We start from the raw sequence: 13,094 nt of genomic DNA, 5'->3' as shown, positions 1-13,094 counted from the left end.
GTTTCTCCTAACAAGTCGCACTTTCTATTTGGTGGAACAGTTTTTCTTTTCTTACGGGCTTCGCTACGTACCCATCCATTCCGGAATCAAAGCACTTTTGAATATCATCATCAATAACACTGGCGGTTAACGCGATAATAGGAGTTTTGCTTAAGCCTTGGTTTTTCTCGTGTTCTCGAATCTCCTTAGTTGCGGTGAAACCGTCCATAACAGGCATCATGCAATCCATCAAAATAATGTCGAAGCTACTGTCGTTCTGGTACATATCAACGGCAATTTGTCCGTTGTCTGCAATTTCAAAGGCGTAGCCGGCTTTTTTAAGCATCACTGAAGCGACTTTCTGGTTCACGCGATTATCTTCAACCAAGAGAATCTTCTCAGATTTGCTTGGTACCGTGTTCAACTCAGGTTGCTCTGGCAATGTTTGTTTGGCTGTTTGTACGCTATGAATCGGTGTGACCGTTGAGTTTGAAGGTGTTGCAGGTGCGCTTTGCGCCGTCGGCAGTGGCATGGCCTCTACTGCTGCGAGAACCTTCTCTTTCAACATCTCGAATTTGAATGGCTTAGGCACGTAATCGTCCATGCCTACGTCGAAACATTTTTGAATATCATCATCAATCACACTGGCTGTAAGAGCGATGATAGGAATACGACGAGCGGAATTGGCCTCTTTTTCAACGCGGCGAATATTAGCAGTTGCTTCAAAGCCATCCATCACTGGCATCATGCAGTCCATAAGAATTGCGGCGTAATGCGGGTTAGCGGTAAACATGTCGACCGCTTCTTGTCCGTTATTAGCGAACTCGAATTCGAAACCGCTTTTTCCAACGTGAAGCCCCGCGATTTTCTGGTTGATCTTGTTGTCCTCGACGATAAGAATCTTGTGCTGAATTGCCTGACCTTGTTGATTGGCTTCGGACAGCTCAGCTAGACCTTGTGAGTCACAAAGTTCAATGGCTTTTATTAAGCGCAAGCCGAGTAGGGGCTGTGATACTTGAGCGGTAATACAGTGCCCAATATCTGCAGGGTCACTTAGGAATGAACGAATCAAACAAATCGTTGCGCCATTCTTGTGGAGTTTGTCTAGGTTGTCTGAATAGTCACTCGCTTGGAATGAATCGTCCTCAGCAAAAATAACGGTGGTTGGCTTGTCGTGTTTTTTCGCAGAAATTTGCTCGTTAATGGTATCCGCGCTGTTGGTTTGCTGAGTAACTTTCAACCCATAGAGATTAAGGTCGCTTTCTATACGTTCAGAAAGCATGTTCTCGTTACCTAGAATATAGATATTTGCTGAGGCAGTGCTTGGTTTCGGTAACATCAAATCAACGGCCAATGTTAGGTCGAAGTAGAAACAACTACCTTCACCTTTAACTGAATCAAGTTGTATCTGGCCACCCATTAACTCAACCAACTGAGTACTAATAGCAAGGCCAAGACCAGTACCACCAAATTGACGTGTGGTTGAATCGTCTTCTTGAGCGAAGGGTTCAAATATCTGTTTTTGTTGCTTTGAATCGATACCAATACCCGTGTCTCGTACAGCAAATCGAATGGTGGCATTGTTATCTGCTTTGTTGAGCGTTTGGATTGATAAGGTGACGCCACCTTCTGCAGTAAACTTCACCGCATTCGACATAAAGTTCATCAAGATTTGTCTTAAACGGTGATCGTCTATCATCACGCGTGCCGGTGTGTCTGGGCTGATATCTACGTTAATCGATATTTTTTGTTCTTTGGCTTTTGGTGCCACAATAGAGGCTATGTCGTAAATCGATTCTCGAATTGATGCTGAATGAGGGCTGATCAAGAGCATGCCAGATTCGATCTTAGAGAAGTCCAAAATGTCGTTAATAAGGCTTAATAGCAGTTGAGAAGAAGTCTCAATGGTATCGACATAATCGCGTTGTGTTGGTGTCAGCGGTGTATCAGACAAGATCTCAGAAATACCGATAACGCCATTCAATGGAGTACGAATCTCGTGTGACATGTTAGCCAAGAAGCTACTTTTGGCCTTACTGGCTTGTATCGCGTGATCTTTTGCTTCTTCAGCGTCTTCTTTAGCTCGCTCGGCGTCTTCTTTTGCTACCGTCAATCTCTCTTTCGCGAGTTCTCGTTCGATGGTCAATCGTTCAACTTGTTGAGCAAACAGACTGAGTTCATCTTTACCTTGGATTAATTTATCTAAAGAAGGGCGCGTGTCATCATTTTCGCTTTTTAAGAAGGCTAACACCAAATTTAGGTTGTTAGTGACTTGTCTGGCCAAGCTAAGGGTTAAACCCATAACAATCGCTGCCAACAAAGCGACGATTGAAATAAACAGGGTTCGCTGTATTTGCGCGTCATAGATGGCTTGCTCAACTTCTTGTTGAAACTCTTGCTTGATTACGCCGCCAAGGCTTTGTAATAAGTTGAGTCGAGCGCTCATCGCTTCTAAGCCAACAGACACTTCTTGTGGCGTCAGTTGGCTGATTGCATTTAGGTCGAGTAGCGCGCTTCTTATCTCTTGGCTTTGAGCAAACACATCATTTCGAAACACTTCAACCATCAAAGACACTTGATGTTCGTTGGCGTTCAATGAAACAAAGCGCTCTAAGAACAATTGTTGTCTTTCACTCAAGGTTTCGATTTGTTCTGCGAGTTCTGGGTCGTACTCTTGGCTGCTTTGGAATATCTCAATCAGTGAACTACCAAGCTTGAACTCTTCATTCGACCAAAACATCAACCACTCAAGTTGTTGAAGGGCAGTGAGGTGCTGTTGAATTTCACGTTTAGTGTTTTCAAAAGGGACCTTCTCTACTTCAAGTAACAGTTGCTTGTATAAATCGCTCTGCCATTCGAGGGCATCCAATTTATCGTAAGTGTCAGTCGCTTGCATCGTCGATAAGGTCGCTTCGCTGAAATCGGCAACAAGTTGATTCATTTCATCAGATGCGTCTAAAAAAATGATGGGAGACAGGTTTTTTAGTTCTGCCTTTACTTGATTGCTTTGAGTCGCAAACTCTTCAGGGCTAGACGCCAAGGTACTTCTATACAAGACAGAAATATCTTGAAGATACACAGATAACTGATTGGTTCGTTCAAAATCGGTTAACTGAGTCGTTAATATATAAGCCTGTCTACCTGCTAGGAAGAGTAATAATGAAATGGGAAGTAGAACTAAGCCAAAGAGTTTATGTTTGACTGAAAGGTTATTCCAGACCGTAATTGCCATATAAGGATCCATCCAACTGTCGTTATATAAAAACAGTAGAATAAAAATTCCGATATGGAAACTTTGAAACGGTAAATTTTACGTAAGTGTGGGAGGGGTATAAGTTCTTGTGATTCCAGAGCTTATTTTGAAATGCGTTCTTTTATTAGTAATTTATAGCGTTTGGCAGTTTGTTTAATTTTATGCTTATTGATGAATAACTTAAAAAGCGTATTAATGAGGACGATTGTTATCGAGGCTTAATTCGAAAAGAAGTTGCTCTAAAACAGTTTTTGCAGAGGGTTCTAATGTCCAAATACCGAGCATTCTGTTTAGTGCAGCGCGATACACTCTGTTTTTGAGTAGGAAGGCGAGTGTGCTCGTATCGTTGTTAAAAACGTGTGTTTGTATGATTGTGAGCTCTGGTTTATTTGCGATTTCAATTTTCTGTAGGTTAAAAGCAGGCAGGAATGAACACTCGTACCAAATCTCAATGATCTCTCGAAGTTCGATTTCTTCTTCAGGCACGTCACAGCCCTGAAATATATGATTCTCAGGAATTGCGGATAAGTAAGCTACATCAAGCTTGTCTGCAACGAATGTGTACATTTTCTTCCTTGTTACCTGTGGTATTGGGGCGAATCATCTCTCTCACTTATGATTTTGTCAATTACATCCATTTCCCTAAATAGCGAATTGTGACTAAGCGTTGAGGTTTTAGCTCAAGCTGTTTAAGTATTTGTCTGTTAAGCCAAAATATTTCAAATTCCCATCCGGCTCTAACACTAAACTCATGTTTGATGTTGCGATCAAACCAGGGTCATTAGTCGAAAAAATCACGGTTTTATTCAACAATTTATCGGAGAACAGGCGATTAAAGTATTGAGCGTTTTCTTGCTCTGCACCGTTGAACGGTTCATCAATGATAATCAGAGATTGCTCACAGTTACCTAGGCCAAGTGCCAAACGCAATTTTTGTTGAATTCCATTCGGGAGACTTTTGCATTTATCCACGCTTAACTGAGTAGCCAAGCCTTCAGGAAGCCATTCATCTAATTCAAAGAAGCTGATCATCTCTTGCATCTTGTCTGTTGGAATCAGCCCGTTGTGTAGAATGAAGTTGGTCTCAAGTGAGCCTTCAAAAATATGTAAATTGAAAGGGATGTAGTTAATCGACGTGCGATAACGGTAGCTATTGAACTGTTTAATGTTGTAACCATCGACAGATACAGCGCCTTGATAGCGGTCTTCTAACCCAGCAATGATTGAGATTAAGGTGGTTTTGCCGCAGCCCGTAGGGCCACAAATGACCACTTTGGCACTGGGTGGCACTTTAAAACCTAGGTTGGTTAAGCCGGTCGCCGCTCCTGCATATCGGTGACTGACACCGCTGCCCACAATGCTGCCTTGGAACTGGCGAATAGGTGGGCTTTTTTCTAAGGTCAATTTGTCGTCATTCATCGACATCAGGTTGTTTATCTGTGCTGATGAAGCCTTGATCGACTGGAACTTGGAAATTGAGTTATAGATACCCATGATTGGGCCTAACGCTTTCCAAACCAAAATTACGGTCGCGAGCATTGCACCCGCATCAGAAGTGCCTTCCATCACGCCGATTACCGCGGTCACGATACTTGCTGTACCAATCACTTGAATCAAACTGCCGCCAGCGGCCTGAATCTTACTGTTAGTTACGGCAACGTTCTCTGCATCGCTGGTGCTTTGCATATGTGAAGCACTGAATCGAGATTGAACGACACGAAGTAAAGGTAAGCCTTGAATGGTCTTGATACCACGAAGGATTTCGTTCCATTGATACGAGACCATCGCATTGGCGCGCGAACTTTTGGATGTGGCTTGCGAGTAGATATAGCGCGAGTAAATACAGAACACTAACATCAGTATTAAACCACCCATCACCACCAATGCCGCTGTACCAGACATCAGAGCTATGGCGATGATAAATACAATAACAAACGGCATATCAAAATAGCTAAGCGTTGATTCTGCAGTCACTAAGCGTCGGAAGGTGTCGATATCTTTCAAGCGAGCTAACTGAGAAGAGACCCCAGCAGTGGATGTCATCGCATAAGGTAGCCACAGCAGCTTAGATATAACGGCTTGCGAGATGTGCACGGCGAGATCTTTACCGGACGTGGCAATGATATTTACCCGCATCTTTTTAAAGAAATACTCCGAGAAGCCCACAATGATGGCAAACAGAGTTAACCAATACAGTGTCGCCTCAGAACTCGAAGTGAGTGCGAAATTATATACACTCATAATAAAGAATGGCTGCAATGCACCGAGAATACTGATGACAAAGCTCAGAATGATCAGACTTTTAAGTTCATTGTTGTAACGATAGAAAGCGTATTTTATCCAATTGCTTCTGTCTTGCGATTCCGGAGGTGGTTCGCGGAACAGGCGAGAATATTCGCTAATCGCAATCAGCAAACAGGGCTTTTTGCACATCGGGTATTCTATGGTGTTGTTGTTCGTGTAATCGAACAACAGCAACTTTCCATCTTTGGTGCCTAAGAAAATCGCACTTAGATTCTCTATTTCAATAAAGCATGGGTGAGGGTGCTTATCGATATTCTCGAGTGTCTTTAATTTGGTCACATCACAGCGGTACCCAAGGCGCTCTATGGTTGCTGTAAAGCTGTCGCCATCTTTGGGTTTTGGAATAAAAGCATCGCTGAGGATTGCGGGCGTACCTTCCCATTCCAATGCTATCAAGGTGTAAGCTAATCCGCGAATCAGCGGCGACTGACCGTAACGTTCATCATAACCACTTGCTTCAAAGTCCAAAACTCGCTGTGGAACATTATTGAAGTCTACTAGGATACTCATTGGTCACCTCCGGTAAGTTTTACACGTTTGAGGCGGTGGTTAAGTTTATCCATTTTATTGCTGGCGATGATTAGGATTTTGTCATTGGCACGATAAGCCGTGCTGGTAAGAACCATTCGCGCGAATTCCTCATCAAACACACAGTCGATATCATCAAATATCAATACGCGTTTACTTGCGAGCAGAGCGCGAACCAATAATAAGGCATAGCCAACTTGGCGTGAGAATGGGTTACGCATATGGCCTTTGAGTTCTGTATAAAAACCGGCAGGAAGCCCATCAATTTGAGCTTTGATGTTCATGGTTTCACACAGTGCAAACGCCGTGTTATTCAAGCTTGGGCGGAAACAGGTGAGGTTATCGATAATCGTCCCTTCTACGAACGAACTGGTCTTATCAACCATCAGAACACTGTTACGCCAAACGTTGTAATTGACGTCATCCAAAGGCGTGTCGTTAATCATGATATCGAGTTTGCTATCACTGTTCTGACGCGTAATACAGTTAGCGAGGTGGGTTTTACCTGAACCACTTTTCCCTGTCAGCAAATAGGCTTGTCCGAGTTCGAACTCGATGCGCTGCTTTTCAGAATACTTAACCGAAATACGTTCTACTTCTGTTGTTTCATGTTGGTGCTCGACAGAGGCTGCTAATTCAAGGAGATCAGCGATACGTTGGATATGGAGTTTGTTTAACTCCCAGCGGCTAGCGGTGCGCATTACTTGCTGGTAAGGCGCAAAATAACGGTTGGTTAGCATGATGATGGCGGCCATGATGCCTTGACTCGATTCCATATTGATTACTGCAGTCGCCAAGACCACTACAACGCAAGCAATGGATAGCTGTTGAATGAGCGCCAATATTAGGCTGAAGTTCGATTCAATCTGCTCATATTTGATGTTCTCCACTTCACGCTCTTCGACCATTTGTGTCATCAGGCTTTCAACGCGGTATTCCATGTTTCGTGCCTTGATATCAAGCGGGCTAGAGATGATCTCAATGATTTTGGAGGTAGTTAACCCTTCAATGTCTGACTTATTCTGCAAGCTACCAATTTTCTGTTTGGAAAGGCTCCAAGCAAAAATCGCTAAGACAGCCGAGGCAATTAGAAGGGTAATGCCGGCCCATATGTTGATGAGTCCGATGATAAGTATGGTAATTACGCTGACGGCAAGGTTGATAAGCGCTCGAACCGATTCTCCACCAAAGAAGGTCTTAAGTTCAGGAATGGTTGAGATTCGTTCTAGGTATTCGCCCGGTTCTAAACGGCGGAATTTAGAGATCTCAGCCAAACAGATGGATTGAAATACCTTATTGGTTAAGTTGGTCTCAAACTGCCTCATGATGACAGAGGAAATCTTCTCTTCCTGATTTTTTAAGTGATAGTCGAGGAAGATAGAAATCAAGATAATCGCGAACAATAAGAACAGAGTATCTTGTGCTTGGTTGGGTAACACTCGGTCAAAAATGATCAGAATAGAGAAGGGCAGCACCAAGCCAAACAGGGTCGATATTATCGTTGAGAAAGTCAGATAGCACTTATCTGCCATATTTATCTTTTGCGAAAATTGCTCAGTTTGCATTACGACCTCCTTTTCTCAGTGACTCCGTTGAGAGAAGGTGTTTCGGTACCAAATCTTGATTGTCTCGTCCCTCAATATCACTCATCAATTGCATAATGCTCTCTATCGATTGAATCGAGAGTATGCCCTTAATTTGCTCAAGCTTGATGGTCTCGATGATGTAGTCGTATCGTGCGCTTTCGTAGTCTCTTAACGCGCTGAACAGTTTACTTTCCGCCGCCAGCAAGTCGGTGATGGTACGCGTACCTAATTGGTAGGCCCTTTGGATCCCTTTATAAGACGCGTAGTTGGCGCGAATTATGTTTTCGTAACTGCTTATAGATTGCGAGAAATCGTTAATGTTGAGCACGGAGGTATTCACACTGTTACGTGTAGTGTAAAGCGAATCTTGGTAAAGCAGCTCAGTACGTTCGATGGCCGTCGATGATTTTTGATAACCATAGTAATCAGAACCACCAGACAAGATAGGCACGGCGAGGTTTAAGCCAACGCTGGTTGAGTTACTTTCACCTGTCGCTGTAATGTCGGTTTTGTCGTAGTTATTGGCGTCATCGTGTCGATAGCTGGCTGAAAGCGACACGGTCGGTAAGAAATTCGACCCGCTCTCTTTTAAGCTTCTTCGGCTTCTTTCTACGTTTTTCCTTGCTACCAATAAGTCGTTATTGAGCTTTAACGCCTGATCCATGATCGTGCGTTGTTCAGTTTCGTTGATCTCTTTTAAAGGCACGCTTTCGTATATGTCTTGCGACGGAGTAATAGGGTATTGAATTTGAATAGAGAGCCCGTTGAGAATGACACGACGATCTTTCTGCAAGGTTCTTAATCGGTTCGACACACCTTCTTTCTGAGCGATCACTTCGTACAGCTCACTGGCTGCGGTGTTACCTAGCTCTACATTGCGTCGCATTTGATGTTCACGCGTTTCGGACGATTTAAGCTCAACCTTGGTCGCTTTGATTTGGGCGTTGTTTTTTAAATACTCAAAGTATTGAGAACCGATTTCCGAAATGGTGCTTTGGATTTTGTTCTCGTGTTTAATCTCTTCAATATTGAAGTCGAGCTTTGCTGTCTCATATTTGAAAATGTCACCAAGATTGAATATGGATTGCGATAGCGAAAGGCTGTAGCTGTTTGAGTTATAGCTAGAGGTTTCATCCGGCACGCTCGAGAGCAAGGTTTCATTTTCGTTCCATGTGGTATCGGCAGCACCATTGAGTGAAGGCAGAAATTTAGAGCGACTGATACCAATGTTGTACTCGTTTTCTTCAACACCTTTATCACTGGCGCGAAGAGACAGACTGTTTTGCAGGCCGAGCTCTACCGCTTCAAGCAGGGTAGTCGCCGATGCTGAAGGTGTCGTGCTTAATACAAGTGCAGCCATGATGCTGCTAGTTAAGTTTTTGTACCGCCACATACTTGTTGATCACCTTGATGATTTGGTCGCTTTTATAAGGTTTGCTGATCACGTAATCCATTCCGGCCTCAATACAAGCCTGGTGTTCGTTACTGCTGGTCAATGCGGTTGCACCTATGATGGTACAAGGGTTTCTCTCGTTCTCTTGCTCGAATTGGCGAATGCGTTTTGTGGCTTCGATGCCACCCATACCCGGCATGATGCAATCCATGAAGATGATGTCAGAACGCTTATTCATGAAGTGCTTCACGGCATCGGCGCCATCGCCAACCATGTCTGGTTCATATTCTTGTTTGGTCAAGATTCGTTTCAGTAAAATCTGCTGAACTCGGTCATCCTCTACGATCAGGAATGAGCTGTTTTCCATCTGTTCTTCCGATGCTTCTGCTTCCATAATAGTGAGTAGGTTTGGAATGAACTCGTAAGGGATAGCAGGAGCGTTGATGATCTTGTCGACGAAGCTATGGCACTCTTGTGCTTGCTGAGTGTTGGTCACTGACAACAGTAACTTGGTGTTTGGGTGGTTCTTAAGCTGAGATTTCACCGTCTTGCTCAACGACGGCAGTTTGTTGGGTTCAAAGGTATCGGTCAGCATAATCGCATCGTATTCACCGAACGTTTTCGCGGCAGAGAAAAGTTCATTTGCAGTACGAATCTCGGTGATATCTAGCCCCAAGTTACTGAGCATTTTCTTCATCACATCGATACGAACTTGAGTATTAGCACACAAGAGTAAACGCTTACCATCAAAGCGCGTTTTCTCTGTGTGGAAGTTCTTAGCCTTAAGATCAAGCTCGATCTGGAAACGTTCCTGAGCCCCTGACTGGAACCAGTGACTCTCGTAATATCCGTAATCCTTCAGAACGCTTTTTGCTAAGTCATCTGTGCTGGCTGTATGGTCTTTGTGTGCGCTCCAATGGAGTTTATTGAGCTTGGCAACAGAGACATCCAGCGTTGATAAGAAGTTGAGGTTGATGGTGACACGGGTATTTTCCATGTCAGAAGCCGCACCCGATTCAATCGTAACAAACAGCTTCTTATTTGATTTGAGTTGAATAGCGTTAGAAAGTTGAAGGAACAGTATCCAGAATAAGCTGGTGGATTGGCCTGCAACACGATTCGGTAAGTTGTCAGAGATAAAACAGTCAAGTTCGCCTTCATTTCGTTGAATCTTGGCGCTGATATGAATCATCAATTCCGACAAGACGTTGAGTAGTGAAAATTCTTTCGATTTGCTTTCAGTACCCTGTGAAATCAAGCGATTATAGTTCTCTGCTAACTCAGATAAAGTACTACATGCAGAGGTAATATCGTTCGCCATCAACACGCCGTTTTCATCGGTTTCTTGAACCAGATATTGGACGCCACCGTTGATGGTGTTTGTAATTCCACGAATCTCATAGCCGATCAGCGCATACAACTGTTTGTAGAGATCGTTATTGCGCTTTTGGTCTTCTAATTTACTGAAGATAAGTTTGAGATGAGAGTAAATCTGACGCTGTTTGGGGTTGATGCTCACTTCATTAAGAAGCTCTTCAAGACGTTGTAAATCTAACTGCTTCAGTTCTTGATACAGGGCGTCGAATTCATAGTCGATCTCTCGTTCGTTGGAGCTGGATTTCTTCAGTTTCAACATAGCAACTGAGTTAGATAGAATCGTAATCACAGCCAATATCACGACCACCATAAACAACCAGATAAAGAACTCGTTTTTCTCAGACATTAAGTCATTCGCATGGTTGTTAAACATGGTGCGATAGTTGTCATCCATCTTCAGGTAGTTATTGGTCAATGAAAGGTACAAGCCCAATACGTCGTTACGTGTTTTTTGGCTATCAGAGAAACGATTAATCGCCAATTCCAGTTGTGTGTATTCAGTTGCCCCAACCAAGCTGAACTCGGTTTTGTTCAACGAGGCTAAAGAGCGAAATTCATCAATTTCACGCTTTAAGTTAATTAGGTTGAATTCGTTAGTACCGCAAGTGTCGGTAGTTAAGCACTGCTGCAGAGTTTGAATATCTTGTTCTATGGTCTGATTAAGCTTCTGGGCTTGTATGAGCAGTGGGGCGCTTTGGACTTGTGCGACTGAGTCTACTTTTGACCAAGAAAAGTATAAATAGAAAGCGAACGCAGCCAATACCACGCTAAATAGTATGCTTAGACGCAGAGCGGGTACGGAAATATTGTACGAAGGTTTACCGCTCATTGATTATCTCTCATCGAAAGCATCCTCGATGGCTGACATCACAGGTTTTGCAGCGTATTCGATCACGCGACGCGAGCCTGTTTTCACATCGGCGGTAAACTCCATATAAGGTGAAAGCTTGTATTGAGTGCCTCCTCGTTCAAGAAAGTTTCGGTCAATTTCAATCTCTGCTAAATAGAACTCAGCGTCTTCTTCTTCGTATGATGAACGGCTGATTGAGGCGATGGTTCCCTCAACAAATCCGTATTTTGCAAAGTTATAGGTATCCATTTTTACTTTCACTGCCTGACCAATTTCGACAAATCCCATGTCTTTACGTGGGATCTTCGCTTCACCGTGAAGGGAGTTATTGATCGGTGCAATATCGGCGATACTTTCACCTGGTGGTATAACAGCAGATCGGAAGTTGAAGTGCAGTTTGTCGACCACACCATCGACTGGTGAGTAGACGATTAGGCGATCAACCTTGTCGGAATGCTGTGGTTGTAAGATTCGCTTCAGCTTGAGATCTTTATTTGCTTGAATGATTTGCGCTTGATACTCAGAGTTTCGGTTCTCAACCAAGTCACGGTGTTGCTTTTCTAATTTGTCGAGTTGGAAACGCTCATTCATCACAGACTCGTCAAGGTTCTCAATCTCACGCACCATATTCGACTCTTGTACTTTCATGTTAAGAACGTCGACATATGACGCCATCTCTTCTTTATAAAGGGTGTTTTTGATGTTGAGCTGCTTACGTATCAGAGAGAGCTGATTCTCTGAGCTTTTGCGACGCTTTAGCATTGAACTGATTAACGAGTTCTTGTGCTTGATATCGTGAGTGATGAGTTCTTCATTTGAACGGTTTTTAGAGAACTCTTGCCTCCACGTATTCATGTTGACCTGAACTTGCTCAGGGTATTTCTCAATGAAGGCGTCGAAGTTAGGTTCTACCATGTCGCGTAAGCTTTCATAACGAATCTTATCGAGCTCAATCTGAATAATTTCAGTATTCACGGTATCAAGTTGAGTGTTACGGTCGAGTGAGCGTATTCGAGCGATAGGTTGGCCCTCATAAACGACTTCACCTTTCCTGACTAACAATTCTTCTAATATCCCGCCTTCTAAATGTTGAACTTTCTCGACATCCGATTCCAATAGCAGCTCTCCACGCACGGAAACAACAATGTCGATACGTGCTTGTGACGCCACGGCGATAGCGACCAAAGCGAGCAAGAATATAATGAGCAACGTTTTGTGAACGCTGGTCATGGCACTAGCAAGTACAATAGTGTCATCAGCTGTGACCTTAGAAGCCTCGTTATTGGAAACAAGTGCTTTTCTGAGGTGATGTTCTATTTGGTTATTGCTCATGACTGACCTCGGTTACTTGCCATCTATTACTTCCTTAATATCCAACAAGTGGTTGATTTGTCGATTGACGTTGTGCAATTCAGTTTTTACATCCTCTATTAGATCTTCCGGCGCAGGGAACTCGTGTCTACTCAAGTGTTCCAATTTGGCCATTTTTGGCGGAAGGTCTTGGTCGCAAAGCAATGTTAAGATGGTCTTCAATTTTTTTGAGTAACTATGGAGTTCATCAAAACGATTACCGTTATGAAGCGCTTCTATATTTAGGGCTGCGTCAGAAAAGTCATTGTAAAAGTCGCCTAATAGCAATTGCAGCCCTTTGTGGTTGTTGTCGACCGAACGCAACAAATTCGTCATGTCTATCATCGCTCCACTGCCTTAATTGCTTTAATCACAATAACTAAGGATCTTTAAACGCAGTTTTCAAATTTTTTTTGATTCTTTCTCTTTAAAAAGAAATTATGAAAAATGTTGTATAAAAAATTGGTTTTTCAA

General features: G+C 43.2%; 8 protein-coding genes. All 8 read right to left on the bottom strand.

From position 1 onward, the window contains the following. Nucleotides 1-7: 7 nt before the first annotated feature. The 8 genes from MSG36_RS06870 to MSG36_RS06835 all read right to left on the bottom strand — a co-directional run bounded on the left by MSG36_RS06870 (nt 8) and on the right by MSG36_RS06835 (nt 12,965). Nucleotides 8-3,211, bottom strand: a complete 3,204-nt coding sequence (locus MSG36_RS06870; protein ID WP_248366854.1) for a response regulator — start codon at nt 3,209-3,211, stop codon at nt 8-10. A gap of 213 nt (nt 3,212-3,424) precedes the next feature. Continuing rightward, the gene (locus tag MSG36_RS06865) at nt 3,425-3,799 is read right to left on the bottom strand and encodes a hypothetical protein (RefSeq protein ID WP_050621561.1); all 375 of its coding nucleotides are present in this window, start codon (nt 3,797-3,799) and stop codon (nt 3,425-3,427) included. Between the two features lie 108 nt (nt 3,800-3,907). Next, nucleotides 3,908-6,046, bottom strand: coding sequence for an ATP-binding cassette domain-containing protein (locus MSG36_RS06860; RefSeq protein WP_050643875.1), 2,139 nt, complete (start codon nt 6,044-6,046; stop codon nt 3,908-3,910). Further along, nucleotides 6,043-7,629 (bottom strand): ABC transporter transmembrane domain-containing protein, encoded by a 1,587-nt coding sequence (locus MSG36_RS06855; RefSeq protein ID WP_061038347.1) that lies wholly within the window; start codon nt 7,627-7,629, stop codon nt 6,043-6,045. Before MSG36_RS06855 ends, MSG36_RS06860 begins: the two co-directional genes overlap by 4 nt. Next, nucleotides 7,619-9,043, bottom strand: a complete 1,425-nt coding sequence (locus MSG36_RS06850) for a TolC family protein (RefSeq protein WP_248366851.1) — start codon at nt 9,041-9,043, stop codon at nt 7,619-7,621. Before MSG36_RS06850 ends, MSG36_RS06855 begins: the two co-directional genes overlap by 11 nt. After that, nucleotides 9,018-11,249, bottom strand: coding sequence for a response regulator (locus tag MSG36_RS06845; protein ID WP_248366848.1), 2,232 nt, complete (start codon nt 11,247-11,249; stop codon nt 9,018-9,020). Before MSG36_RS06845 ends, MSG36_RS06850 begins: the two co-directional genes overlap by 26 nt. Before the next feature lie 3 nt (nt 11,250-11,252). Continuing rightward, entirely contained in the window at nt 11,253-12,602 is a 1,350-nt protein-coding gene (locus MSG36_RS06840; RefSeq protein WP_122080866.1) for an HlyD family type I secretion periplasmic adaptor subunit, read from the bottom strand. 12 nt (nt 12,603-12,614) lie between these two features. Next, nucleotides 12,615-12,965 carry a hypothetical protein gene (locus MSG36_RS06835; RefSeq protein ID WP_122080867.1) on the bottom strand — a complete coding sequence of 117 codons (351 nt, stop codon included), beginning with the start codon at nt 12,963-12,965 and terminating at the stop codon, nt 12,615-12,617. Nucleotides 12,966-13,094 lie beyond the last annotated feature (129 nt).

Origin of the sequence: Vibrio sp. 1CM8B (genome assembly GCF_023161685.1) — a bacterium.
Taxonomy (GTDB): domain Bacteria; phylum Pseudomonadota; class Gammaproteobacteria; order Enterobacterales; family Vibrionaceae; genus Vibrio; species Vibrio coralliirubri.
The sequence above is the reverse complement of the archived record's forward strand: the minus strand, read 5'-3'. Positions and strand labels throughout refer to the sequence as shown.